Annotated in this window: 27 protein-coding genes and 1 pseudogene; 4 read left to right on the top strand and 24 right to left on the bottom strand. The window is 59.8% G+C overall.

The annotated features are described in order from the left end of the window. Positions 1 to 54: 54 nt before the first annotated feature. From ACVWXD_RS22790 to ubiE, 10 genes and pseudogenes are all read right to left on the bottom strand, one after another. A pseudogene (locus ACVWXD_RS22790) lies at positions 55 to 1023 on the bottom strand (methyl-accepting chemotaxis protein); the annotation flags it as partial. Between the two features lie 277 nt (positions 1024 to 1300). Then, a complete protein-coding gene (locus ACVWXD_RS22785) occupies positions 1301 to 2008 on the bottom strand; it encodes a 16S rRNA (uracil(1498)-N(3))-methyltransferase (protein WP_032890208.1) in 708 nt (235 codons plus the stop codon). Further along, complete coding sequence (tatC, locus tag ACVWXD_RS22780) at positions 2005 to 2796, bottom strand: twin-arginine translocase subunit TatC (protein WP_032890209.1); 792 nt, start codon at positions 2794 to 2796, stop codon at positions 2005 to 2007. Before tatC ends, ACVWXD_RS22785 begins: the two co-directional genes overlap by 4 nt. Then, a complete protein-coding gene (gene tatB / locus ACVWXD_RS22775; protein ID WP_095186135.1) occupies positions 2793 to 3203 on the bottom strand; it encodes a Sec-independent protein translocase protein TatB in 411 nt (136 codons plus the stop codon). Before tatB ends, tatC begins: the two co-directional genes overlap by 4 nt. A 10-nt stretch (positions 3204 to 3213) precedes the next feature. Next, on the bottom strand, positions 3214 to 3492 hold the full coding sequence (locus ACVWXD_RS22770) for a twin-arginine translocase TatA/TatE family subunit (protein ID WP_032890214.1): 279 nt from the start codon (positions 3490 to 3492) through the stop codon (positions 3214 to 3216). 26 nt (positions 3493 to 3518) lie between these two features. Then, positions 3519 to 3851, bottom strand: a complete 333-nt coding sequence (locus tag ACVWXD_RS22765; protein ID WP_003209299.1) for a phosphoribosyl-ATP diphosphatase — start codon at positions 3849 to 3851, stop codon at positions 3519 to 3521. Between the two features lie 2 nt (positions 3852 to 3853). Next, entirely contained in the window at positions 3854 to 4246 is a 393-nt protein-coding gene (gene hisI, locus ACVWXD_RS22760; protein ID WP_032890216.1) for a phosphoribosyl-AMP cyclohydrolase, read from the bottom strand. Between the two features lie 41 nt (positions 4247 to 4287). Continuing rightward, positions 4288 to 5892: a ubiquinone biosynthesis regulatory protein kinase UbiB gene (ubiB, locus tag ACVWXD_RS22755; protein WP_032890218.1), complete on the bottom strand. Its 1605-nt coding sequence runs from the start codon at positions 5890 to 5892 to the stop codon at positions 4288 to 4290. Continuing rightward, a complete protein-coding gene (locus tag ACVWXD_RS22750; protein WP_095186134.1) occupies positions 5889 to 6512 on the bottom strand; it encodes a ubiquinone biosynthesis accessory factor UbiJ in 624 nt (207 codons plus the stop codon). Before ACVWXD_RS22750 ends, ubiB begins: the two co-directional genes overlap by 4 nt. Continuing rightward, complete coding sequence (ubiE, locus tag ACVWXD_RS22745) at positions 6512 to 7282, bottom strand: bifunctional demethylmenaquinone methyltransferase/2-methoxy-6-polyprenyl-1,4-benzoquinol methylase UbiE (protein WP_003171186.1); 771 nt, start codon at positions 7280 to 7282, stop codon at positions 6512 to 6514. Before ubiE ends, ACVWXD_RS22750 begins: the two co-directional genes overlap by 1 nt. A 144-nt stretch (positions 7283 to 7426) precedes the next feature. Here ubiE and ACVWXD_RS22740 point away from each other — a divergent pair, with 144 nt between their 5' ends. From ACVWXD_RS22740 to ACVWXD_RS22730, 3 genes are all read left to right on the top strand, one after another. After that, positions 7427 to 7702 (top strand): polyhydroxyalkanoic acid system family protein, encoded by a 276-nt coding sequence (locus ACVWXD_RS22740; RefSeq protein WP_053140503.1) that lies wholly within the window; start codon positions 7427 to 7429, stop codon positions 7700 to 7702. A 104-nt stretch (positions 7703 to 7806) separates the two neighbouring features. Then, positions 7807 to 8229, top strand: coding sequence for a phasin family protein (locus tag ACVWXD_RS22735; protein WP_032890224.1), 423 nt, complete (start codon positions 7807 to 7809; stop codon positions 8227 to 8229). Between the two features lie 12 nt (positions 8230 to 8241). Next, positions 8242 to 9189 (top strand): phasin family protein, encoded by a 948-nt coding sequence (locus ACVWXD_RS22730; protein ID WP_099602009.1) that lies wholly within the window; start codon positions 8242 to 8244, stop codon positions 9187 to 9189. A 70-nt stretch (positions 9190 to 9259) separates the two neighbouring features. On the opposite strand, the gene ACVWXD_RS22725 is transcribed toward ACVWXD_RS22730, so the two are convergent. The 6 genes from ACVWXD_RS22725 to ACVWXD_RS22700 form a co-directional block, all read right to left on the bottom strand. Next, complete coding sequence (locus tag ACVWXD_RS22725; protein ID WP_032890229.1) at positions 9260 to 9781, bottom strand: fimbrial protein; 522 nt, start codon at positions 9779 to 9781, stop codon at positions 9260 to 9262. 18 nt (positions 9782 to 9799) lie between these two features. After that, complete coding sequence (locus tag ACVWXD_RS22720) at positions 9800 to 10747, bottom strand: fimbrial protein (RefSeq protein WP_260367458.1); 948 nt, start codon at positions 10745 to 10747, stop codon at positions 9800 to 9802. A gap of 2 nt (positions 10748 to 10749) precedes the next feature. Continuing rightward, entirely contained in the window at positions 10750 to 13350 is a 2601-nt protein-coding gene (locus tag ACVWXD_RS22715) for a fimbria/pilus outer membrane usher protein (protein WP_457371338.1), read from the bottom strand. A gap of 158 nt (positions 13351 to 13508) precedes the next feature. After that, positions 13509 to 14273, bottom strand: coding sequence for a fimbrial biogenesis chaperone (locus ACVWXD_RS22710; protein ID WP_179179634.1), 765 nt, complete (start codon positions 14271 to 14273; stop codon positions 13509 to 13511). Positions 14274 to 14281: 8 nt separating this feature from the next. Continuing rightward, positions 14282 to 15049, bottom strand: a complete 768-nt coding sequence (locus ACVWXD_RS22705) for a fimbrial biogenesis chaperone (RefSeq protein ID WP_401380827.1) — start codon at positions 15047 to 15049, stop codon at positions 14282 to 14284. Positions 15050 to 15150: 101 nt separating this feature from the next. Further along, complete coding sequence (locus tag ACVWXD_RS22700) at positions 15151 to 15732, bottom strand: fimbrial protein (protein WP_032890638.1); 582 nt, start codon at positions 15730 to 15732, stop codon at positions 15151 to 15153. Between the two features lie 336 nt (positions 15733 to 16068). On the opposite strand from ACVWXD_RS22700, the gene ACVWXD_RS22695 reads away from it, so the two are divergent. Beyond that, a complete protein-coding gene (locus ACVWXD_RS22695) occupies positions 16069 to 16764 on the top strand; it encodes a response regulator transcription factor (RefSeq protein WP_032890237.1) in 696 nt (231 codons plus the stop codon). A 7-nt stretch (positions 16765 to 16771) separates the two neighbouring features. On the opposite strand, the gene ACVWXD_RS22690 is transcribed toward ACVWXD_RS22695, so the two are convergent. The 8 genes from ACVWXD_RS22690 to ACVWXD_RS22655 form a co-directional block, all read right to left on the bottom strand. Continuing rightward, entirely contained in the window at positions 16772 to 17392 is a 621-nt protein-coding gene (locus tag ACVWXD_RS22690) for a TetR/AcrR family transcriptional regulator (RefSeq protein ID WP_032890239.1), read from the bottom strand. A gap of 27 nt (positions 17393 to 17419) precedes the next feature. Beyond that, on the bottom strand, positions 17420 to 19102 hold the full coding sequence (gene phaC / locus ACVWXD_RS22685) for a class II poly(R)-hydroxyalkanoic acid synthase (RefSeq protein ID WP_032890241.1): 1683 nt from the start codon (positions 19100 to 19102) through the stop codon (positions 17420 to 17422). A gap of 88 nt (positions 19103 to 19190) precedes the next feature. Next, complete coding sequence (gene phaZ, locus ACVWXD_RS22680; protein WP_032890243.1) at positions 19191 to 20036, bottom strand: poly(3-hydroxyalkanoate) depolymerase; 846 nt, start codon at positions 20034 to 20036, stop codon at positions 19191 to 19193. 144 nt (positions 20037 to 20180) lie between these two features. After that, a complete protein-coding gene (phaC, locus tag ACVWXD_RS22675; RefSeq protein WP_095186132.1) occupies positions 20181 to 21860 on the bottom strand; it encodes a class II poly(R)-hydroxyalkanoic acid synthase in 1680 nt (559 codons plus the stop codon). A gap of 249 nt (positions 21861 to 22109) precedes the next feature. After that, on the bottom strand, positions 22110 to 22487 hold the full coding sequence (locus tag ACVWXD_RS22670; RefSeq protein ID WP_032890248.1) for a gamma-butyrobetaine hydroxylase-like domain-containing protein: 378 nt from the start codon (positions 22485 to 22487) through the stop codon (positions 22110 to 22112). Between the two features lie 149 nt (positions 22488 to 22636). Beyond that, positions 22637 to 23974 carry an ATP-dependent protease ATPase subunit HslU gene (gene hslU, locus ACVWXD_RS22665; protein ID WP_032890250.1) on the bottom strand — a complete coding sequence of 446 codons (1338 nt, stop codon included), beginning with the start codon at positions 23972 to 23974 and terminating at the stop codon, positions 22637 to 22639. A gap of 37 nt (positions 23975 to 24011) precedes the next feature. Beyond that, a complete protein-coding gene (gene hslV, locus ACVWXD_RS22660; RefSeq protein ID WP_010563201.1) occupies positions 24012 to 24542 on the bottom strand; it encodes an ATP-dependent protease subunit HslV in 531 nt (176 codons plus the stop codon). Between the two features lie 258 nt (positions 24543 to 24800). Beyond that, on the bottom strand, positions 24801 to 25502 hold the full coding sequence (locus tag ACVWXD_RS22655) for an SPOR domain-containing protein (protein WP_457371337.1): 702 nt from the start codon (positions 25500 to 25502) through the stop codon (positions 24801 to 24803). Position 25503 lies beyond the last annotated feature (1 nt).

The raw sequence follows: 25503 nt of genomic DNA, 5'->3' as shown, positions 1-25503 counted from the left end.
GGCGATCTGGGTCACGCCCTCGCTGATGCCGCCGATCAACTCGCGCAAGCCCACGGTCATGCTCTGCATAGCCCTCTGCAACTGCCCCAGCTCGTCCTGGCGCAAAGATGTCAGGTTGTGGCTCAGGTCACCCGAGGCGACGCGCTCGGCGACCTTGAGGGTTTGGTCCAGCGGGATAATGATTTGGCGGGTGATCGCCCAGGCCGCCACCAGGCCAAAGATCAACGCCAGCACAGTTGCCAGCAGCAACAGAGACTTGGCTTGCGCGGCATCGGTGTCGCGCACCACGGTTTGGGAGAGGGTCAGTTTGTCGCTGTGGCCGAGCAACAGATCGCCTTGATCGCTCATGGTTTTAAGGGCTGCAGCGCTGGCCACCTGCGAGTCGCGGTACTGGCTGACAGCGGCGCGGTAGGCTTGCAGCGAGACGCTGGCCTGTTGCAGGTTGGTCGAATATTGCTCAGGCAGTTGGCCGTTGAGGCTGGTGATTTTCTTCAGGGCATTGTCGATGGCATCCAGTGCGGGTTGCTCGGCTTCGACCTTGCCGCTGTAGGTATAGCCGCGCACTTGGAAGCGCGCCTGCTGTATCAGTTTGCTCGCTTCCACCACAGTGTTGAACTGGGTGACGCTGTCGCCTTGCAGCAGGGCCTTCTCGATCTCATTGATCTTGAGCACCGCGTTGTCAGCGGTATCTCCCAGCTTGCTGCGGGCGTTTTCACGGTTGGCGCTGGCTTGCACCATGTCGCCGAATGCGCGCTTGTACTGGTCCACGGCGGCCAACTGTTCATCGACCAGGGCCGCGTCGGCGGGTTGTTCAATTAGGTTGCGGGCTTTATTCAGGCCGCTATTGAGCTTGTCCAGCAATTCGCTGACCGCGCCTGGGCCTTGTTCGCCATGGCGCAATTCATAGTCCCGGCGAGCCAGGCGCAGGTCCTTGGTCAATCCATTGAGGCTGGAGATAAAGCCCAGCTTGTCACCGCGACTGATCACATCGCCCAGGCCGGTCCAGCCGGTGAAGGTGATCATCAGTGTGAGTAGTAACACCAGGCCGAAACCTACGCCCAACTTGGTTTTGACGCTGACATTCCCCAGCTTTTCGGCTAACCAACGATACATGCTGCGAACTCCCCTGGAACAAGGCTTGGACTTATTCAGGGGTTATCGGCCTGCGCCCGGGATTCTGTAGCGACGCAGCTCTAATGGCGAGGGGCTTGCGCCCGATAGGGGGGATCGGTCGATATATTTATCAGCTGACAAACCGTCATCGGGGGCGAGCCCCTCTCACAGGGGGACAGCGCTGTTGTTAGAAGAGGCGGGCGAGCAGGGCGGTGACGGCGGTTTCAACCCGTAGGATCCGTGCGCCGAGTTGTACCGGCTGCAAGCCAGCCTTGGCCAATAGGTCCACTTCGTAGGGGATCCAGCCGCCTTCCGGGCCGATTGCCAGGGTAACCGGCTCATCCAGCCCACGGGGGCAAGCTGGGTAATCGCCTGGATGGCCGATCAGGCCAAGGGTGCCTTCGGTCATGGCCGGCAGGCGGTCTTCGACGAATGGCTTGAAGCGCTTTTCGATGATGATCTCGGGCAGCACCGTGTCCCGCGCCTGTTCCAGGCCAAGGATCAGTTGCTCGCGGATCGCCTCGGGCTCCAGGAACGGGGTCTGCCAGAAGCTCTTTTCCACTCGGTAACTGTTGACCAGCACCACCTTCGGCACGCCCATGGCAGCAACGGTTTGCAGCACCCGGCGCAGCATTTTCGGGCGGGGAAGGGCCAGTAGCAGGGTCAGGGGCAGCTTGGCTGGAGGCGGTTGGTCGAAGCTCACTTGCAGCTCGGCTTCGCTGGCTTCCAGGCGCAACAATTGCGCTGCGCCCATCAACCCGCCGATGCGCCCCACGCGCAGGCTGTCGCCTACGGCGGCGCGGTGGACCTCCTGCATATGCACCAGGCGTCGATCGCGCAGGATCACCCGGTCGGCCGCAATAAAGTCGGCCTCTTCAAGCAGCAGCAGGTTCACGGCTGGGTCGCTGGCGGCTGTTCGTCGTCGACGGGTTGGTCATCCGGGTGATCGCCACGCTTGCTGATCAAACCGCTGAACAGGATGCCGATCTCGAACAGCATCCACATCGGCACGGCCAGCAGGGTCTGGGAGAAGATGTCCGGCGGCGTCAGGATCATGCCGACCACGAAGCAACCGATGATCACGTACGGGCGGATCTTCTTCAGGTAGGCCACGTTGACCACGCCGATCCACACCAGCAGCACCACGGCCACCGGGATTTCGAAGGCCACGCCAAAGGCGAAGAACAGCGTCATCACGAAGTCGAGGTAGCTGGTGATGTCGGTCATCATCTCCACGCCGGCCGGAGTAGCAGCGGCGAAGAACTTGAAGATCAACGGAAATACCAGGAAGTACGCGAACGCCATGCCGGTGTAGAACAGCAGGATGCTCGATACCAGCAACGGCACCGCGATGCGCTTCTCGTGCTTGTACAGGCCCGGCGCGATAAAGCCCCAGATCTGATGCAGGATCACCGGGATCGCCAGGAACAGCGAAACCATCATCGTCAGTTTCAACGGCGTGAGGAACGGCGATGAAACATCCGTGGCGATCATCGTCGCGCCGGCCGGCAGGTACTGGCGCAGCGGCGTGGAGACGAAGGTATAGATCTGCTGGGTAAAGGCGAACAGCCCGGCAAAGATGATGAAGATGGCCGCTACGCAACGCAGCAGGCGCGTACGCAGCTCGGTGAGGTGCGAGACCAGCGGCATGTGCTGGTCGTTTTCCGGTTTATCAGCGCTCATGGGGCTCGCGGCGGCAATGTAGGGTCATGGGGCGCGGGCGACGCAACGGGCGTCGGCGCAGGCTCGGTTGGCGCGGTAGGCGTCGGGGCGGCGGGCGTAGGCTCAACCGCTGGCGCAATGCTGTGCTCGGCCACAGGCTCCACCGGCTTGGCGGGCTCCTGGACAGGGGACAAAATCTTCCGTGCTTCCTGCTCCAACGACAGAATGTGCTCGTTGTGCAGTTGGCGGCGGATCTCGTCGGCGCCGATTTCCCGTTCAACTTCCTGTTTGATCGCGTTGAAACTGCGTTTCAGGCGCCCGATCCACAGGCCGGCCGTGCGCGCGGCACCGGGCAGGCGTTCCGGCCCCAGTACCAACAGGGCCACGAGGCCGACGAGCAGCAGTTCAGAGAAGCTGATACCAAACATTATTCAGTGCTCACGAGTCTTTGCGGGTCGGCTCTTCGACTTTCTCAGCCTGCACGTCGAAGGTGCGACGCTCGGTGATCGGCTGGGCGGCCTGCGGGTGCACAGGCTGGACCGGCGGTACGGGATTGGCGGCGGGGTCGGCAGGCTTTTCGTCGTCGTTCATGGCTTTACGAAAGCCCTTGATCGACTCGCCCACGTCGGTGCCCAGGTTCTTGAGTTTCTTGGTGCCGAACACCAGTACCACGACCACCAGAATGACGATCCAGTGTTTCCAGTCAAAAATGCCCATGCTGCAAATCCTCTAGTCTTAGTTATTCAAGCGGACGGGCGCGAGGCCTTTTCGGCATGCCCGGACAAGCCGAAGCGACGGTCCAGTTCGTCCAGCACTGCCTGTGGATGCTGCCCCAGTTGGGCGAGCATGACCAGGCTATGGAACCACAAGTCGGCGGTCTCATAGATGACATCGCTGCAGTCGCCGCTGATTTGCGCATCCTTGGCGGCGATGATGGTCTCGACGGATTCTTCGCCGAGCTTTTCCAGAATTTTGTTCAGCCCCTTGTGGTACAGGCTGGCGACGTAGGAGCTGTCGGCGTCCGCACCTTTGCGGTCTTCCAGCACCTGGGCCACGCGGTTCAGGGTATCGCTCATGGTCAGTGTCCTGCGGAATAAATGGCGTGCGGGTCTTTGAGCACCGGTTCGACGGTTTTCCACTCGCCGTTCTCGAACACGCGATAGAAGCAACTGTGACGGCCGGTGTGGCAGGCGATATCGCCGATCTGCTCGACCTTGAGGATCACCACGTCGGCGTCGCAGTCGATGCGCATCTCGTGCAGGGTCTGCACGTGCCCGGACTCTTCGCCCTTGCGCCACAGTTTGCCACGGGAACGTGACCAGTAAATGGCACGCTGCTCAGTGGCGGTGAGGCTCAGGGCCTCGCGGTTCATCCAGGCCATCATCAGCACGCGCCCGGTCTTGTAGTCCTGGGCAATGGCCGGCACCAGGCCGTCACTGTCCCACTTGATCTCGTCCAGCCAGTCTTTCATGTTCGGCTCCGGCAATTTGCGACAGTGTATAACCGGATTGGCTATCGACGCACGATCAGATAAACACCCACGGCGACCATGATCCCCGCAGGCCAGTGGCCCAGTTGATTCAACGGCCCACCAATGGCCAGCATCACACCGCCCACCAGGTGCGCGGCGCCGAGCAGGCGCAGGAACCAGTCATCCTTGCGTTTGCGCCACGGCGGTTCCGGGTCCTTGGCGTGGGGCTGGGACATGCGCTCAAGCAAGTCGCGAGTCATGTTGGCCAGGTGCGGCAGTTGTTCCATTTGGCTGTGCAGGTTACCCAACACGGTTTTCGGGCTCATGCGCTCGCGCATCCAGCGTTCGAGGAACGGCTGGGCGGTGTTCCACAGGTCGAGGTCCGGGTACAACTGACGGCCCAGGCCTTCGATGTTGAGCAAGGTTTTTTGCAGCAGTACCAACTGCGGCTGCACTTCCATATTGAAGCGCCGCGCGGTCTGGAACAGGCGCATCAGCACCTGACCAAAGGAGATGTCTTTCAACGGTTTCTCAAAGATCGGTTCGCACACGGTGCGGATCGCTGCTTCGAATTCGTTGAGTTTGGTTTCCGCCGGCACCCAGCCTGAGTCGATGTGCAACTGCGCCACGCGGCGGTAGTCACGCTTGAAGAAGGCGAACAGGTTGCGCGCCAGGTAGTCCTGGTCTTCCGGGGTAAGGCTGCCGACGATGCCGCAGTCGATCGCGATGTACTGCGGGCTCCACGGGTTGACGGTGCTGACGAAGATGTTGCCCGGGTGCATGTCCGCGTGGAAGAAGCTATCGCGGAACACTTGGGTGAAGAAGATCTCCACACCGCGTTCGGCGAGCATCTTCATATCGGTGCGCTGGTCGGCCAGGGTGGCGAGGTCGGTGACCTGCACGCCGTAGATGCGCTCCATCACCAGCACTTTCGGGCGGCACCAGTCCCAATACACTTGCGGCACGTACAGCAGCTGCGAGCCCTCGAAGTTGCGCTTGAGTTGGCTGGCGTTGGCGGCTTCGCGCAGCAGGTCGAGTTCGTCGTAGATGGTTTTTTCGTAGTCGGCGACCACGTCCACCGGGTGCAGCAGGCGCGCGTCGGCAGAGAAACGTTCGGCAGCGCGGGCGAGGATGAACAACCACGCGAGGTCCTGACCGATGATCGGCTTCAGGCCTGGGCGAATGACCTTCACGACCACTTCTTCGCCAGTCTTGAGCTGCGCCGCGTGGACTTGTGCCACGGAGGCCGAGGCCAGCGGCTCGACGTCGAAGCGGGTGAAGACCTCGCTGATCTTCTTGCCCAACTGTTCTTCGATCAGTTTCATCGACTGCTGTGAATCGAACGGCGGTACGCGGTCCTGCAACAGCATCAATTCGTCGGCGATGTCTTCGGGCAGCAGATCGCGGCGCGTCGAGAGGATCTGCCCGAACTTGATGAAGATCGGCCCCAAATCCTGAAGCGCCAGACGCAGACGCGCACCGCGGTTCAGCTCCAGTTGCTTGCGCGGAAACCAGCGCCACGGCAGCACATAGCGCACCGCCAGCAGAAACCACGGCAAGGGTAGGGCGAACAGCAAGTCATCGAGGCGGTAGCGGATTACGACGCGCTGGATACGAAACAAACGGCGGACGGCGAGCAGCTTCATGCGTTATCGCTTGGATCAAGGGAACGGCTCAGGCGCTCGAAGCGCGCCTCAAGGCGTTCCAGGTCGATTTTGGCCTTGTCGAGTTCGCGAAAGCGCGCTTGCGCTTCCTGCTGCCCGACCAGGGTGCGCGATTCTTCGCTCAGGTATTCGGCGAGGTTCTGGTTGAGGCTGGCAAACCCTTGCTGGTACCAGCGCGTGCGGCTGCGCAGGTGCCCGCTTATCAACTGGGTGGCCACGGGGCCGATCCAGCGGGACAGCTCGTATTCCCAGTCCAGCTCCAGGTCTTGCAGCACGGCGGCCAAGTCCATCAGCACCGCGCTGTCGCCTTCCAGCGCCACTTCAGGGCTGTGCAGGATGGCGGTCTTGTTGCGGCTCAGGGCCAGGTGCAACAGGCTCGACGCCGGCGCGCGCAGAGTGCAGTCGGCTTCGGCGGCCCATTGGCTGGCCAGCAGCAGGCCTTCGTCGCTGGGCAAGATAAAAAGCTGCAAGGCGGGGCTGGTGCAGTCGACGGCAATGACCTTGCCCTCTAAATGCGCGAGCCGCGCCAAGGCGGTACTGTCCAGGCGCAGCACACGGTTGAGGCCGTGTTCGACGCTGGCGAGCAGGCCTGCGAGCAGCATCAGGGCTTGATGCCGCGGTGCAGGGCGACGATACCCGAGGTCATGTTGTGGTAGGTCACACGGTCGAAACCGGCTTCTACCATCATCGACTTCAGGGTTTCCTGGTCAGGGTGCATGCGGATCGATTCGGCCAGGTAGCGGTAGCTTTCGGCGTCATTGGTGATCAGCTTGCCCATCAATGGCATGAAGGCGAAGGAGTAGGTGTCGTAGACCTTGGACATCAGCGCATTGGTCGGCTTGGAGAACTCCAGCACCAACAGGCGGCCGCCCGGTTTGAGGACGCGCAGCATCGAGCGGATCGCGTCTTCCTTGTGGGTCACGTTGCGCAGGCCGAAGGCGATGGTCACGCAGTCGAAATGGTTGTCGGGGAACGGCAGCTTTTCAGCGTCGGCCTGGACGAATTCGATATTGCCGGCCACACCCTTGTCGAGCAGGCGGTCACGGCCAACCTTGAGCATCGAACCGTTGATGTCTGCCAGCACGACCTGACCGGTCGGCCCGACGAGCTTGGAGAACTTGGCGGCCAGGTCGCCGGTGCCACCGGCGATGTCCAGCACACGGTTGCCGGTGCGCACACCCGACAACTCGATAGTGAAGCGCTTCCACAGGCGGTGCATACCGCCGGAGAGCACGTCGTTCATCAGGTCGTACTTGGCGGCGACGGAGTGGAACACCTCAGCGACTTTTTCCGCTTTTTGGCTTTCCGGAACGTTCTTGAAGCCGAAGTGAGTGGTGGGTTCGGCATCGCTGCCTTTGCGCTGATCAGTCATATCGCTGTCACCAAAAGAGAATGCGGGACATGATAATCCCCAAGGCTTGCTTTGTCTTGGCAAGGCTGCAGGTAAGATAGGTGGTCACCGAGGCCTTTTGCCGCAGCGAAGGTATTCAAATCCCTATAAAGAGGAGTCATTGCAATGGCCCGTATAACCGTTGAGCGTGCACATTCCCTGGGTAAAGAAGGCGCACGGGCAAAGGCCGAGAAGTTGGCGCACAAACTCAAGGAGCAATATGGGCTTGAGCCGTCGTGGTCCGGCGATACCTTGAACCTCAAGCGCTCCGGGGTTAAAGGAACAGTATTAGTGGCGGATGATTCGCTGCGTATTGATGTGGAGTTGGGGCTGTTGATGTCGGCCATGAGTGGCACGATCAAGTCTGAAATCGAGAAAGCCTTGGATAAAGCATTGGCCTGATCGATTGTTCTTAGGGTGCCGATTCTAATTTTTCCTCCTACTTTGTGCCCAAGCCCTCAACTCCTGCGGGCCGTTCCTCCACCCTATTCTGCGTGAGGTGCACCATGGCCAAAGTTATCTTGAAGAAAAAAATCGACGTACAGACCGGCGCCCTGACTGACGTTAAAACCTACGCCCGCAAGATCTGGCTTGCAGGACTCGGTGCTTATGCCAAGGTCGGCAGCGAGGGCAGCGAGTACTTCAAAGAGCTCGTAAAGAGCGGTCAACATGTTGAAAGTAAAGGTAAAAAAGTTGCAGTTGAACAACTTGATGCCGCCAACAGTCAGATTGACCAAGTAAAGAGCAATGTCTCCGCTGTCAAAGGTCTGGTAGAAGTTCAGCTGGATAAAGTTGAAAAAGCTTTTGACACTCGTGTTGCAAGTGCCTTGAATCGAATCGGCATTGCGTCTAAACATGACGTGGAGACACTCTCTGCTAAGCTCGAAGAGCTGACGGCATTGCTCGAACGTGTCGCGCGTAAACACTAAGGAGACATCGGGATGGCTGTTAAAAAGACTACTCAGAAAGAAGGCAGCTCGTGGGTCGGGAAAGTTGAAGAATATTCCCGCAAAATCTGGCTCGCTGGTTTAGGTGTGTACTCGAAGATCGACATTGACGGCAACAAACTCTTCGAGACCCTGGTTAAAGACGGCGAGAAGGCCGAGAAGTTGACCAAGAGCACCGTTGGCAAACAAGTTAATGCCGCTAAGGCGACTGCCGGTTCGCGCATCAGTGATGCGAAGAAGCAGGTGCTGGGCACCTGGAGTGAACTTGAAGGGGCGCTGGATACACGTCTTAACAAGGCGATTTCGCGACTTGGCGTGCCGAGCCGTACTGAAGTCAAGGCACTGCACACCAAGGTCGATACCCTGACCCGGCAGATCGAGAAACTCACCGGCGCCAAAGTAACTCCGGTGAAAACCGCAGCCGCGAAACCGGCTGCCAAGCCAGCGGCTAAAACCGCTGCTGCCAAACCGGCCGCGAAAAGCGCTGCCAAGCCGCTGGTTAAAGCCGCCGCCAAACCTGCTGCCAAGGCGCCGGCAAAAGCTACCGCAAAAACGGCTGCCAAACCTGCCGCCAAAACCGCCGCCGCCAAGCCAGCCGCTAAACCAGTGGCCGCCAAAGCCGCTGCCAAGCCAGCAGCGAAAGCAGCCGCCAAACCGGCCGCCAAGGCCGCTGCCAAACCTGCGACCAAGCCAGCGGCTAAAACCGCTGCGGCCAAACCCGCAGCCAAGCCTGTTGCGGCAAAACCAGCCGCCAAACCTGCTGCGGCGAAGAAGCCCGCCGCTGCCAAAAAACCAGCAGCGACCAAGCCAGCCGTTGCGGCCAAGCCTGCTACCGCGACGACGCCAACCGCTTCATCAGCCAACTCGGTTGCAGCACCGACGCCAGCTGCCGTGAGCCCGACTGCAACGCCGGTTACCCCGACGCCATCCAGTCAGTCCTGATTTTTCCGGGACTCATAAAAATGCCCGGCCTGAGAAGGTCGGGTTTTTTTTGCGTGTGTTTACGCCTTCATCAGTTGTAAGTGATGGAAACGGTGACAGCACTTTCCAGGGTGCCTGCTGAAATGGCGGCTCCTGTTTTGCGGTACGACGCATTCATCGGTAGCAGCGCTTTTCCGCCACTTGTGGCGATCTGTCGCGTGCGCTGGGCGACAGTGCCGTTGGCGGGGATGTACGCGACGTTTCGGTGGGACAGCGAGAGTGCCGTTCCGCCTGAGGTTCCCGTGTTGGCGAAAAGTACGCCGTTGCCGGTGGACGGAGTGCCCGCGAACAGAAAGAACACATTTTTAATGTCCGACTCACACTCGGCGGTGATCTCGAACTCCGCTGTGCCCGTTTCTTCAGATAAATCAAAGTCAGACACTTTGATGGCTGGCAGGGTGATGGTGCGTGTCACATCGCCAGCGGCCAGGTTGCAGGTGCCGGCGTTGACCTGGCCGGTGAAGCGCAACGTGCCGGTGGTCGCAGCCTGAACCGCGTTCGCGGCCAGGCTGGCGGAGATCGCCAGCAGCAAGGGTAGGGCTCGAATGCTCATTTCATAGTCCTCAGGGTTTTAGTTATAAGTGATGTTGACGATGGCCGTGCTGTCGAGCGTGCCTTGGCTGACCGTGCCGTTTTTGTGGTACGCAGCGCCGAGCGGCAGGACTGCTCGGTTGCCGGAAACCGTCACCGTGCGAGCACCGTCGGCCCCATTGGGGATGATGTTCTGGACACCTCCGTTGAGGCGTGAATACAGCCACACCGCCACGCCACGCGCAGTGCCTGTATTGGCGAACAGTCGGTCGTTGCCGGGCGCGGGTGTGCCGGAAAACCGAAAGGTCACATTGGATGCGTTGGTGCAGGTGGCGGTGAGCTCGAAATTACGTTCGCCGGTGTAGGTCGCGTTTTGAAGTGTGCTCACTTTGATGGGGTCGAGCGCGATCGTGCGGTTGACGTCGCCGGTCGCGAGGTCGCAGGTGGCGGCGGGTCTTATAAAACGCACCGCATTGCCGAGCCGCAGGGTAAACATTTCTGGACGTCTATCTCTTCTTTCTACCCAAATGTTTCCGGCTGGCACCAGCCCGTCTGTTACAGGCCCGATTTTGTAGAACTTCAGCTCTGCAGCTGTGAAGCTGGGGCTCACGATGGATGGGTGGGCTGTTCCTTGCTGATTATGCAGTGCATAGAAATTGGTGATTCTCCTGGCATCCGTGATGCGCAGGCGCACCCCTACCCCCGCTACTTCGGTGCGATAGATGGGTGAGTACGTCGGATCTAGTGTCTGGTATCGTCCCGTTACCGCTGTAAACAGGGAGTAACAGTTGGCGAAAAAAGCGGGTGCTGTGCCACTGAATGCACGACTGATGATTTCCCCGCCCAGAGGGAGGCTGTCCGGAACGGTGATAGTGGCAGGGAGGTTAAGGGTGAGTGTGCTGTTCATGTACCTGTCACATGCCGCATGAGCCACGATTGGCAGGCTGAACAACAGTAGTGTGGACATCAATTTAACTGAGTGCTTCATCTTCAACTCCGCGATGAGAGGGAGTGGGCGAGTACATTGGCGGGTGGCTGCACGACGAGGTCCGCGATCGTTTCACACGTGCCGGCGCCCAATTGCGTCAAGCGTGAAGTCTCCCTGCTGGACATATCTGCTGGCAGTTCGTAGCGAAGGTGGCACGCCGCCGATGCTGCTTTTCCCCACTTGACCGTCAACTCCCCGTGGGTACGAGACACGCGAACAAATGCCTTACCGCCTTGCCCGACCACCCCTACGCTGGCGCCGTCTTCATCGAAGACATCGGCACCGAACGGTAATGGGCTGCCATCTTCGCGCACTGCCGTGATCAGCAAGGCCTGGCCGCTGACCGTCTCGAACTCCAGCTTCACCACCGAACCGGCACGGGGAGCGACGTTCTGGGCGGCGGTCTTGAGTTCCACGTCTACGGAAAGGTCTTTGGGGTCCAGCTCCACCACGTTCTGGCGGTAAGGAGTGAGGTTTGGCACCACGGCATAACCGCTCTTGCCGACCTGCGCGCTGTGGTTACCGTTGATCCGTGCACCCTGTGCGTCAGGTGCCTGGACGATGCCAATGGTGTCGCCCAGTTCCGGGGCAAAGGTCACGCCGCCCGCGTGGGCGACGATGCCACCGGTCATGCCGAATGAAGTGGCGCGGTAGTCGCTGCTCTGGCCATAACCGGCCGACAGCACGCCGTGACTGGCCTGGTATTTCACGTCGGCGCTCGTGCTGTTGCCGCTGCCGTGAGTCCGACTGGCAGCCAGCCCGTAGCTGAGTTCGTTGCGTTCGCCCAGGTTGCCGCCGACGGTCACACGTTCCCCACTGCTGTGGTCGCCGCGAAAGGCCGTGGTGGTCAGGGTCGGGGACCGTGCGCCGCTGCCCAGTGGCAGGCTTAAGGTCAGGTCCACTTGCTTGTCGACACGGTCACTGAGCAAGTCCCGGGTGCGTTGTGCGCTGACTGTGTAATGAAGGCCCTTCCAAGACCCGCTGTACCCGGCGGTTAAGGTCAGGTTGCCGCTTGTGCGATTCCAATAGTTTTGCGAGGAACCGGTGAGGTAGACCGAACCGTTGCCCAGGTTCTGGTTAAGGCTGATGTCCATCCTGTCGCGCAGGCGCGATACGTTTTCTAGGTTGAGTCCGTCGATGGCAAGATCGCGAACCCGTGCCGCGTCGCCCAGGCTGAGGAAGCCTTCGGTGGAGTAACGGTAGGCACCGAGTGCGAAGTGAGTGCCGGTGGCGGCGAAGTTCTTGCTGTAGCGCAACTGCAGGCTTTGCCCTTCCCGCGAGCCGTGCCCGGGCAGGTCGGCATTCGAGTGGGTCACGTCAACGGACAGCGCGCCCACTGGGGTGTTGAACGCAGCGCCTAGTAGCTGGGAGTTGTAATCCTGGCCCACTATCGTCCCGGTGTAGCCGGTCAGCACATTGCTGAGACCGTGCTGGTAGGTCGCTTGCATGACGTTGGGCGGGTGCCGAAGGCCGATTTCATCAAGCTGGCCGATGCTCAGCGCGTAGCGGCTATAACCGGGGCGCAACAGGTTGGCGTTGGCGGCGAAGGGCACAATGAACTCCCGCTTGCGGCCGTCCGCCTCGGTGATGGTAACGGTCAGGTCGCCGCCGTATCCGGTGGGGAATAAATCGTTGAGCACAAAAGGACCGGGCGCGACCGTCACCTCGTCCAGCAGCACGCCGCGCTGGCGCACGGTGACCCGTGTATTGGTCTCGGCAACGCCGCGCACCACCGGTGCAAAACCGGTCTGGGAGTCCGGTAGCATCCGATCATCGCTGAACAGGCTGGCGCCGCGCAGACGTACGCTGTCGAACAGCTCACCCGGCGTGTAGATTTCGCCCACCATCAATTGAGACTGCAGTGCGCTCACTTCACGCTGCACGTAGGTGCTGCTGCTCTGGTAGCCGGAGCCCACCGTAGACTGGCTGTAACTGCCGTTGTGACGCCAGTGCCATGCACCCAGGTTGAGCCCGGTGTTCATACCCAGGTAATTGGAGCTGACCGACCTGCCGTTGGCCTGGGTCAGGAAGGTGTTGGCGTTGTAGCGCACGAAGGCGGCGTCGATACCGCCGTCCCAATGGTTGGGGTCGACATAACCACGGGCCTTGCGCGCCAGGTAGATCTGTGGAATCTGCAGGTCCAGGCGGTTTTCACCCGCGTCGAACCGGCTGCTGGCGCCGGGCAGGTAGCTGGAGATATCGGCACAGCTGGACAATGCCGACTCGGCGGCGTCCTGTTCGATGGCGTCCATGTCGACACCGACCCTCATGAGCGCCTCCCGCTCCAGGCACAGTTGAGCCGTGTCTTGCCCTTCCATGGCGCTGAATGTCAGGGACTCGCGTCCGCTCCACTGGCCATTGAGGTAAACGTCCGAGCGGTAGGTGCCGGGCAGGACGACGTTGCCTTGACTGAACTTTGCAAGATCGATCTGCAAGCCGTTCGCCCCGTCGGGGAAAAAGGCCGGGTTGAATATCACCTGCTCGGCACCCTGTGCACCTGCGGCGTGGGCACCTCCAAGCAACAAGAGGCTACGGGTTATCAACGTCAATCGATGAGGACACAGGGGCCAGTTTTTGGTCCTGGCGGGTTTTTTCGAACGCATGGATACCGTCCACAGGAATAGGTGTTGTCCGAATTGCGGCAAAGCGCGTCCCTGCCCCGACGGACGGGCACTGAACGGACATGTTTGATTCTCAAGAAGGCCGAAGGGGCGGACTGAAGAGACGCTGAGCAGGCCCTGGCGTCGCTATGGCGTGGCGGTCATGACGACACCTTGGCGCTGTGCGAAATCGTGAGACCGAAGTCGTCGAGGGTCTGGAATTCGACGGTCGTCTCGCTCGCAGGTAATGCCTTGAACCCTGTCAGTTGGAAGTGGTTGCGGCCGTGGGGCGAAACCATGTTGTCGGCGCTCGATGCCGCGGGTTCTCGGGCATGGCGCTGCCCCTTCGCGATGACCTCGATCTTGTCGAAGCTCACGTAATAGGGCGTCGGGTTATACACTTCCAGCATCACGCCGCGCTCGGTTGTCACGCTGCGCCACTGCAGCTTTGCGGGCGCAGCCTCAACCGCGGAGGGCAGGTCGGGTGGCCGGAAAAAAACCTTGATCCGGGTGCGGAAGGCGAGTTGCAACTGGTTGTTCTGCCCAGCGCTCGGGGCCTGAGAAGGCACTTCCAGCACGTTGAACCAGTACAGGCTTTCCTGTACCGATGGCAGCGTTTCGCCGGTGTATGCCAGGCGCACCACGTGTTGCTTGCCCGGCTCAATGCGAAAGATCGGCGGTGTGACAACGAACGGTATGTCGTCCACATCCGGCGTCGAGTACTCGTCGCCTTTGTCCAGCCACACTTGCATCAGGACGGGCGCCTGATTCTTGCTCTCGAGCCTTACCGTGACTTCCTTGTCCTGCTGCGGATAAACAATCCGTGTGCTATTGATCACGACACTCGCCTGCGCCATGGGCGGACTGAGCAGTGCGAGCGCCGCTGCGAACCTGGTTAAGCAGCGCGAAATCGAAGTTGCTTTCATACGACGGGTTATCCTGCGGACGACAGTGCGACGCCAGCGGAGTGACGCACCCGGGCGCCGAAATCGCTGACGGTGGTGAATTCGACTTCGGGCTTGTCGTGGGGGCGATTACGCAGCAGCGGCAGCGCAAACAGTTTTACGTCACCGGCGGGCAGTAACAGTCCGTCGTTGGCCGCTTTGTTTGCGGCTTTACTGAAGCGCTTGCCCTCGCTCAGCAAGTCAACCGAGGCGATTGAAATATGGTACGGCGTGGGATTGGTGGCTTGCAGGGCGAAGCCATTGTCATGGGGTACCAGTTTCCATTGCAGTTTTGACGCGGCGCTGGCGATGGGATATGCCAGCCCTTGTGGGCGCAGGAACACCCGCAGGCGAGTACGGAACGACAATTCGATCTGGTTGTTTTGCGCGGCATCGGCGGAAAGCGGTGGTACTTCCAGTACGTTCAACCAGAACAGACTTTCGCGATCCTCGGGTAGCGGCTCACCGGAATAGCGCAGGCGCAAGGCATGCTGTTGATATGGCTCGATACGAAACAATGGCGGCGTCAGGGTGAACGGGGTCTGCGCAGTCGCCGGCGTTGAATGTCGATCACCGGTATCCAGCCAGGCCTGCACCAGCGCCGGGCGGCTGCCCTTGTTTTCCAGCCGCACAACGACTTCCTGTTGTTCTGCGGGGTAGATCACGCGCGTGCCATGGACAATCACGCCCGCCTGTGTGCTGAGCGCGTGCAGCGATATCAGCCCAAAAGCGCAGGTGGCGAGGGCGCGGCGAGCCATTCGTTTAATCATCTGAAGTCTCTTCGAGGCTGGAAGTGGACCTGCGCGGCGATGGCAGGTCCTGGGCGTACAAGGTCTGTGGGTACAGACGTGTCCACCTCTTACTCGGCGTATTCGATCAGGAAGCCGACGCGGGTTTTAACCGTGCCTTCGGTGGCGGCACCGCTGGCATACAGCTGCGCTGCCAGTGGAATAATCGCCTGGTTGTCGACGATCACCACGCCCTCCGATTTCTCGGTGTAGACATTGATCGGGGAGCCATCACGATTGGTTACTTCTACCTGTACGTTCTTGGCATTGGTGGTGTCGGAAGGATCATCGTGGCCGTCGATGTTCAAGCGGCCGGTGGCCACGTCAATGGCCGGGCTGGTTGGGTCGAAAGCCACCATGGCGGTACGGCCATTGGTGCAACTGCCTTCGCCAGGCCCGCCAATGCGAATGGTGAAACCCGTCAGGTTGGCGCGACTACCCGCCGTCGCCAAGCGAGAGGCAGAGACGCCACCCAGGTTAACGTCTTTGACGACGGCGCCTGTGCCAGGTGCTGCGCCCTCGACGGTGCAGGTCACATCGGTCACCAGGCCGGTGAAATTGATAACGCCATCGTTGGCGGCGAATGCCGGCTGTGACAGTGCCGCAGTCAAAGCGAGTACTGCCGCAACAGGGGAAAGAGCGGTGATTTTCATGGTCATCCCAGTCGTGAATTTGTAAAAGAAGCCCGCCGCAGGTTAAGGCGTGACGCCTGAAGTGTGTTTCGAGTTCTACTCGAATGGCGGAAGGCATAATTTGTCTGGGAGTGCGAACTTCATCTATAGAAAAGTGCTGAGTTTTATTTCGTAATTATTCGAAAACTTTTTAGCTTAAGACTTTTCTGTAGGACTAATGTTTTTCTGTAGGAGCGTGCTGAAGGACTTGCGCTTATTGCCCCGTAGTATTGATGCCTGCCTGTAACTGGGTATACCGTAATTGCAGCACGCGTATTCAAAGGTGCGGTGTTGTATTTACTTATGCGGGTTTTTTGTATGCCTACTTCTATGCCCACTACGTACACCGTCATGCTTTTAGATGACCATGAGATGGTTCGGCAGGGAATTGAGCTGGGCTTGAGCGCTGCGCCTGACCTTGATGTGATCGGCTCTTTCGGCACGGCTGGGGAACTGCTGGAAGCGCTTACTCGGCGACCTCCGAACGTTGTGGTCATGGACTTTGTCCTGGCGCCATCGGACAGCGACGGCCTCAGCCTGATCCAGGCCCTGAGCAGGCGCTTCAGCCAGTGCAGGCCACTGATCGTGTGTTCGCATTACACGCCTGCCACGGTTTCATTGTCTTTGAAGGCAGGATGTTGGGGGGTACTGGGCAAGACCCAGAACTTGACCGAACTGGTGACGGCAATTCGAACGGTTGCTCAAGGCCGGATTTACTTGAAGCCGTGTATGGTGCCCGCACTGCAGGGTATGCAATCAATACTTGATGTTCTCAATATGAAATCGAGAGTGGAGCCTTCAACTTCGTTGCAAATGAACGCTTGCCTAACACCTAAAGAGCAGGAAGTGTTGCGGTGTTTTCTCGATGGTATGACGGTAAATTCAATTGCTGCGAAGTTTTCGCGTAGTGCAAGTACCATCAGCACGCAGAAGCAATCGGCGTATCGCAAGTTGGGCATTAGCAGTGACAGCGAACTCTTCAAGTTCAGTTACCAGTTCGGCGAGCCGGGATGACGGCCCGTCAAACGGGCTCATCCAAATAACGCAGCGCCAACCGCTCCGTCGTCAGCCGTGTCGGCAATAGCAGGTGCGGCGCTACCAGCATCATGATCTGGTACACCACGACCCGTATCTCGCCTTCGCGATCAAGTATCCGCTGGTAATCCAGGGAAAACAGCAAGGTCATGGTGATCTGTTCCACCAATTGCCCCAGTGCCTGCGTGTCACTGACCACTTGCCCCGCTGCCTTCAATCGCGCCAGCAATGATGCCAGGGTACGTTTGAGCGCTGTAAGCAGGTTGCGAATGCCTTTGGCAAGCTTCGGTAGGCGTCCGGCCAAGTTGGACAAGTCCTGGAACAGAAACCGGTAGTGGGCCATTCGCTCGACAATCAGGTGCAGGAACAGCCAGTAATCCTCAGCCTTCAATTGTGCGTCTGCGGGCGGATCAAGCAACGGCGCCAGCTCACCTTGAAAACGCTCAAAAAGCCCAATGATCAGCGGCTCCTTGCCATGGAAGTGGTAGTAGAGGTTGCCGGGACTGATCCCCATTTCATTGGCCACCTCCATGGTTGATACATTCGGCTCGCCCTTTTGGTTGAACAACTGCAGGGCGCATTCAAGGATACGGTCGCGGGTCTTCATCCAGTCTTCTTAATGTGATCGTTGAGCTCAGCGCACTCGCACATAGGTGCCCGGCGCCGCTTCCATCGGTGGGTAATTCTGGTTGCCCAGAGCCGTGAGGGTTTCGCGTTGCACGCCCGAGCGCTGCTGGATCCACTCCAGCCATTGCGGCCACCAACTGCCCTCGACATGGTTGGCGTCGTAGTACCAGGCGCGTGGGTCGCTGCTCAGTTTCTGGTTCTCGACGTAGTTGGCCTTGGGGTTGCCCGGAGGGTTGAGGATGCTCTGGATATGCCCGCTGTTGGACAGCACGAAGCGCCGCTCGCCGCCCAGCAGTTGTGTGGAGCGATACACCGCGTCCCATGGCGTAATGTGGTCGTTGATGCCGGCCACGCTGAAGCTGTCCACGGTGACCTTTTGCAAGTCAATGGGCGTGCCGCACACCTCCAGGCCGCCGGGATGGCTCAGCGGGTTGTGCTTGAAGAAGTCCAGCAGGTCGCCATGCAGCGCGGCGGGCAGGCGCGTGTTGTCGTTGTTCCAGTACAGGATGTCGAAGGCCGGCGGTTCCTTGCCCAACAGGTAGTTGTTGATCCAGTAATTCCAGATCAGGTCATTGGGGCGCATCCAGGCGAAGACCTTGGCCATGTCGCGCCCATCCAGCACTCCCTCTTGATAGGAGCGGCGTTTGGCGGCTTCCAGGGTTTGCTCGTCGGCGAACAGGGTGGCGGGGCTGTCGATCTGGCTGTCCAGCAGGCTCACCAGGTAGCTGGCGCTGGAGATGCGGCGTAGCTGACGCTTGGCCTGCAAGTGGCCTTGCAAGGCGGCGATGGTCAGGCCGCCGGCGCAGGCACCCATCAGGTTGACTTCTCGGGCGCCGGTGATTGCCCGGCATACGTTAAGCGCTTCCTCCAGCGCCGCAACGTAGGTGGACAGGCCCCACTCGCGGTGGCGCACATCCGGGTTGCGCCAGCTGACCATAAAGGTCTGCAGTCCGTTTTTGAGCGCGTACTGCACAAAGCTGTTGGCCGGGCTCAAGTCGAAAATGTAGTACTTGTTGATCTGCGGCGGCACGATCAGCAGTGGCTTGGCGTACTGTTTTTCGCTCATGGGCTTGTACTGGATCAGCTCCAGCAGCTCATTGCGAAACACCACCGAGCCAGGGGTGGTGGCAACCGTCTTGCCAACTTCGAACGCGTGCTTGCTCACTTGGCGTGGCAAACCGTTGTTGTGCAGCAGGTCTTCGAACAAATTGGCCACACCGCGCACCACGCTGTTGCCGCCGGAGTTGAGCAACTCTTTGACGGCCAGCGGGTTGAGCAGGGTGTTGGAGGGGGAGACGGCATCGTTGAGCAGGGAGAAGGCGAAGTGTGCGCGGGCCCGGTCATCGGCGCTCAGGGCGCTGTCGTCGATCCAGTGACGTGTCTGCTTCTGCCAGCTCAAATAGGCTTGCAGACTTCGACGGTAGAGCGGGTTGAGCTTCCAGGTGGGATCGCTGAAGCGGCTGTCATGGGGGTTGGGCTCGTGCACGGTCTCGCCCAACAGCACCCGACCCAACTGGCCGCTCAAGGCCCAGGCATGCCGGGCGGTGTGCACCGGGTTGCGCAAGCTGTGAGCGGCGACGCTGCGCAAGGTCGAGAGCAAGTCCCTGCCCCTGAGGCCGGTGATCGCATTTTGCGCATTGATGAACGCAGCAGGGGTAGGCGCCGGGTTCGTCACGGGTCTTTCTCGCATGAGCCAACACTCCTTCGTCTAGCCATCAAACAGGCACGCCAATTCAGAACCATAGTCGGTTCCTGGCAAGTTGCGCGGCGTTGCGTCCTTACACCGCCGGGCGTGGATGAATCACTGCACGCATTCGCTCCTCTTCCAAGAACTTCATGATGATCGGCGCCACGGCTTCGGCCCGGGTGATCAAGAACAGGTGGCCGTCATCGATGATGTGCAATTGCGCATTGGGGATGCGCCAAGCCAGCATGCGCATATTGATCAAGGGGATCAGCGGGTCGTCGTCCCCCGCCAGCACCAGGGTGGGCTGGCGGATCTTGTGCAGCCAATGGATGCTGGTCCAGCCCAGCCCGGCGAACAGCTGCCAGTAGTAACCGAGTTTGCCGGCAGATCGCACCTTGCTCGCATGTTCGGCGGCGAGGTTCGAGTCGCGGCGGAAAGAACCGCCATAAATCATCGGCGCGATACGCACCACATGGGACGGTTGGATGTAGCGGCGTGGGCTTGCCATCAGCCACAAAACCTTGGGCTTGCCCGGCACCATCACTGCGCCAGCCGCCGTAGCTGCCAGAATCAGTTTCTTGCAGCGCTCCGGGTAGTCGTAGGCAAACTGTTGCGCCAGTGCACCACCCCAGGACACGCCTACGGCGTTGACCTGGCCGTAGTCGAGATAGTCGAGCATGCGCGCGGTGAGCTTGGCCAGGCCGGGAAAACGATAGGGCCGCTTGGGGGTAGATGAGCCGCCGACGCCTGGCACATCGAATGCAATCACCTCCAGGTCCGGGTCCAGGGCCTGGACGAACGGAAACACCAACTCAAGGTTGGCGCCGATGCCGTTGAAGATCAGCAGCGGCGTCAAGTGAGGCTTGCCCGGGCGCACCGCCGTGCGGATGGTCTGGCCATCCAGGTCGATGGTGCGGAAGATGAACGGTTGCGGCATGCTCAAGCCCTGTGAGGTAGTCCGGTAGGTATTGGGTCAACGTGGGAGGGGGCTTGCTCCCGATAGCATCAACGCGGTGTAGCAGGCGCTCCGTGTCGCCTGCATCGGGAGCAAGCCCCCTCCCACATTTGATCCCATTTCAATCTAACGCTCATGTACGTAGGTTCCAGGTGCCGCTTCGGCTGCGGCGTAGGTTTTGTTGCCTAATGTCGTCGGCGCCTTCTTCAGCTTCCCGGCGCGCTCTGCCTGCCATACCTGCCAGTGCAGCCACCAGGAATCGGTGTGCTTGGTTGCGTTTTCCTGCCATTCCAGAGGCTTGCCCGCGAGGCTGTCGCTGGTCTGGTAGCGCGCCTTGGGGTTGCCCGGTGGGTTGAGAATGCTCTGGATATGCCCGCTGCTGGACAGCACAAATTCCACTTTGCCGCCAAACAACTGCGCCGACTTGTAGCAAGACTGCCAGGGTGTGATGTGATCGTTGGTACCGGCCAGTGAATAAATATCCGCCGTGACCTGCTTGAGGTCGATGGGCGTGCCGCACACTTCCAGTGCGTTGGCGCGTACCAGCGGGTTGTTTTTGAACAGTTCGATCAGGTCGCCATGGAAGGCGGCCGGCAAACGTGTGGTGTCGTTGTTCCAGAACAGGATGTCGAACACCGGCGGCTCGTTGCCCAGCAGGTAGTTATTGACCCAGTAGTTCCAGATCAGGTCGTTGGGGCGCATCCAGGCGAATACCTTGGCCATGTCGCGGCCTTCCAGCACGCCGGCCTGGTAGGAATGGCGCTTGGCCGCTTCCAGGGTCTGCTCATCCACAAACAGCGCCACCTGGGTGTCCAGGGTGGTGTCCAGCACACTCACCAGCAAGGTCAGGGCGTTGACCTTCTTCTCACCCAGCGCCGCGTAGTGGCCGAGCAGAGCGGTGCAGGTAATGCCTCCGGAGCAGGCGCCGAGCATGTTGATGTCTTTGCTGCCGGTGATCGCCGTGACCACATCGACCGCTTCCTTGAGCGCCTCGATATAGGTCGACAGGCCCCATTCACGCTGGGCCTTGGTCGGGTTTCGCCAACTGACGATAAAGGTTTGCTGGCCGTTGCGCAGGCAGAAGCGCGCCAGGCTCTTTTCCGGGCTCAGGTCGAATACGTAGAATTTGTTGATCTGCGGCGGTACGACCAGCAGCGGGCGCTCATGCACCTGCTCGGTGATTGGCTTGTACTGGATCAGCTCCAGCACGTCGTTGCGAAACACCACCGCGCCTTCAGTGGTGCCAAGGGACTTGCCCACTTCAAAGGCGCCCATGTTGACCTGGCTCGGCATGCCGCCGTTGTGCACCATGTCCTTGGCCAAATGTGACAGGCCGTCGAGCAGGCTTTTACCGCCGGTTTCAAAGAAGCGTTTGACTGCCGCCGGGTTGGCTGCGCTGTTGGTGGGGGCCATGGCTTCGGTCATCAGGTTGATTACGAAGTGGCCGCGGCTGATGTCCTGGTCCGACAGGTTGCTGTCGCCAATCCAGTCATGCAGTTCCTTGCGCCACGCCAGGTAGGTTTGCAGGTAGCGCTTGTAGAGCGGGTTCTGGCTCCAGGCCGGGTCGTGGAAGCGACGGTCGTCGCTCTCTGGCACCAGCTCCGATTTGCCGAACATCACATTCTTCAATTCAACGCCAAAGTGGGCGACGTGCTTGACGCTGTGCAACGGTTGCTTGATGGCTTGAGTCAGCACCATCTTGGCCGAGGCCAGTAAATCCTTTTTGCGTAACGCGATGATCGGGTTGAGCCCCAGGGTGTTTTCCGAGGCCTGGCGTTTCAAGTCATCGTTGTTCTTGTTACTCATCTACGACGCTCCATTGTCCGAAAGACGAGTACCGGGTACCGCCGTGCACCAAGTTTCGATACACAACACAAGCCTGGTACTGCGACTCGGGTGACCGTTGATACCGCATCGTCAAATGCAGGGAACTTGCCAGTTCCATTGGTTACCCGAGTTTAATTTTTTTCGCAAGCGGGCCAATCGTTGACCACGCGACAGGGCATTCAAACAGATGAAATTAGAAAATGCCCTCTAATGAGCGAGAAGCCTGGACTAGAGCATCAGCCGCACGACCGACTGACTCGGGTCGCGGGTTTTGCCGGCGGCTTTGAGCTCGGCGAGATAATCGGTCCACAACGCGTCCTGACGCACGGCCAATTGATAGAGGTAGTCCCAAGTGAACAGTCCGCTGTCATGCCCATCGTCGAAGGTCAATTTCAGTGCGTACTGACCGGCCGGTTCTACTTTGATCAACTTAACGTTGAGCTTGCCGAATTGCAGGATGGGTTTGCCGTGGCCCTGGACCTCGGCGGAAGGCGAGTGGGTGCGCAGCAGTTCGGCGGGAAGTTGGTATACCTCGTCGGGCCCGTAGGTGAGGCCGAGGGTGTTTGAGGTTTTGTGCAGGTTTACAGCAGTAGGAAACTTGGCCATATGAGGTGCTCTTGAATAAACCGGCTTAAAAATGTGAGAGGGGGCTTGCCCCCGATTGCAGTGGGTCAGCTATAGATAAGCTGACTGATCCACCGCTATCGGGGGCAAGCCCCCTCCCACATTTGAAGCAAAGCAGTTCTGTGTGAGGCTTACAGAATATACCGCGACAAGTCCTCGTTCTGTGCCAATTCGCCCAAGTGGCTGTTGACGTATTCGGCGTCGATCTTGATCGCCTCGCCATTCTGCGCACCGGCCATGTCGCCGGCGCTGAAAGACACTTCCTCAAGCAAGCGCTCAAGCAACGTGTGCAGGCGACGCGCGCCGATGTTTTCGGTCTTCTCGTTGACCTGCCACGCGATCTCAGCCAAGCGCTTGATACCGTCCGGCAGGAACTCAATGCCCAGGCCTTCGGTTTTCAACAGCTCGCGATACTGCTCAGTGAGCGACGCATGCGGTTCGCTGAGGATGCGTTCGAAGTCGCCAGGGGTCAGTGCCTTCAGCTCTACGCGAATCGGCAGACGACCTTGCAACTCCGGCACCAGGTCGCTTGGCTTGCTCAGGTGGAACGCACCGGAAGCGATAAACAGGATGTGGTCGGTCTTGACCATGCCCAGCTTGGTGTTCACGGTGCAGCCTTCGATCAGCGGCAGCAGGTCGCGCTGTACGCCTTCGCGGGACACATCGACGCCGCCGGAATTGCCGCGCTTGGCCACCTTGTCGATTTCGTCGATAAACACGATGCCATGCTGCTCGACAGCTTCCAGGGCTTTGGCCTTGAGCTCTTCCTCATTCACCAGGCGCCCGGCTTCTTCGTCGCGTACCAGCTTGAGCGCCTCTTTCACCTTGAGCTTGCGGCTTTTCTTCTTGCCCTTGCCCATATTGGCGAACAGGTTCTGCAACTGGCTGGTCATTTCCTCCATGCCAGGCGGTGCGGAAATATCGACGCCGGAGACCTCGGCGACTTCAATCTCGATTTCCTTGTCATCCAACTGGCCTTCACGCAGGCGTTTGCGGAACAGTTGGCGGGTGTTGGAATCGGACGACGGCGCTGCGTCTTCGTTGAAACCCATGCGTGCCGGTGGCAACAGGGCATCGAGGATGCGTTCTTCGGCGGCGTCTTCGGCGCGGTGGCTGACCTTGGTCACTTCCTGTTCGCGCAGCATCTTCAGGGCGGCGTCGGCCAGATCACGGATGATCGACTCGACGTCACGGCCCACATAGCCGACTTCGGTGAACTTGGTCGCTTCGACCTTGATGAACGGGGCATTGGCCAACTTGGCCAGGCGCCGGGCGATTTCGGTTTTACCGACACCGGTCGGGCCGATCATCAGGATGTTCTTCGGTGTTACTTCAACGCGTAATTCTTCGGGCAGTTGCATCCGGCGCCAGCGGTTACGCAGCGCGATGGCAACGGCGCGCTTGGCATCGTCCTGGCCGATGATATGGCGGTTGAGTTCATGGACGATTTCGCGGGGAGTCATGGACATAGTTTTTGGCGGCCTCAAGCGGGAATAAGCCTACGGCTTACTCGGCGAGGTCCTGCTCCTCAATGGTGAAGTTGTGGTTGGTGAACACGCAAATGTCGCCGGCGATACCCAGGGCGGTTTCGACGATTTCGCGGGCCGACAGGTCGGTTTTCTTCAACAGTGCGCTCGCCGCGGCCTGGGCGTAACCGCCACCGGAGCCCATGGCGATCAAGCCGTGCTCGGGTTCAACCACATCGCCGTTGCCGGTGATGATCAGCGAAGCGTCTTTGTTTGCTACAGCCAGCATGGCTTCCAGGCGGCTGAGGGAGCGGTCGGTGCGCCATTCTTTAGCGAGCTCCACAGCGGCGCGCACAAGGTGGCCCTGATGTTTCTCAAGCTGGCCTTCGAAACGCTCGAAGAGAGTAAAAGCGTCGGCGGTAGCGCCAGCAAAGCCGGCGAGCACCTGGCCGTGGTACAGGCGACGGACTTTCTTCGCGTTGCCTTTCATCACGGTATTACCCAGGGAAACCTGGCCGTCGCCGCCCATGACGACTTTGCCGTGGCGACGTACTGAAACGATGGTGGTCAAGGGGAGAGTCTCCACGCAGCGGGGCGAAAATGCCCTGATGGAAACTCATATGGGGGTGGCGGGGGGGATTTCAACCGTAGGGGTTTATGGCGGACGAGTGGTGTTTATCGGTCTGACACACATTTCAGAGCGCTGCAAAACCAAATGTGGGAGGGGGCTTGCCCCCGATGGCGGAGTGTCAGTCAATGAATCTGGTGACTGATACACCGCCATCGGGGGCAAGCCCCCTCCCACATTAATGCTGTTGTGTCTTCGAAATCAGCGGCTCTGGCGTTGTTGTAACAACAGGTTGCTAAACCCTGCGCCGGCCAATTGTTTCTGTGCCACGGTCAGCTGTTCGCGGTTGCTGAACGGCCCCACCAGGACGCGATACCAGGTCGCGTCCTTTACAGTGCCGGACTCCACCGTCACCGTCTGGCCCAGCAGAATAATCTGCGCACGCACACGATCCGCATCCGCCTGTTTCGGGAACGAGCCCGCTTGCAGGAAGAACTTGGTCACAGGTGCGGCTTTGGTCTCCGCAACCGGTGGTGCGGGCGGCGGAGTAATCCCGGCCAGCGCTGCCTGGGCCCGCGCAGTGTCGATTTTCGCGGCTTCCGCTGGGGTCACCGGGGGGGGCGGCACTTGCGGCGTCGGCAGGGTTTTCTCCGGCACGGCGTCAGGCGGCACGATCACTTCCGATTCCGGCAGCAACGTGTAGAAGTCGTATTTCGGCTTCACTGGTGCAGTCGGGCTAGGCGCTGTCTTATTGGCTTCGGCCATTTTCGTGGCTTTCTGCTGTTCCTGTTTGACCCGTTTGACGTCATCGCCCTGGCCTGGGTCCAGCTTCATCAGGAACACGATAAACGCGCCAACCGTGAGGCCGATGGCCATCCACAACCAGCCCGGAATCGGCTTCTTCGCCGGGGCCTGGTAGCGGCTGGCGCCGCGCTTGGGTGCAGGTTTTTTCTTGGCAGCCAAC

It is taken from the genome of Pseudomonas sp. TE3911 (assembly GCF_054062775.1).
This window is presented reverse-complemented; position numbering and strand designations above follow the sequence as displayed.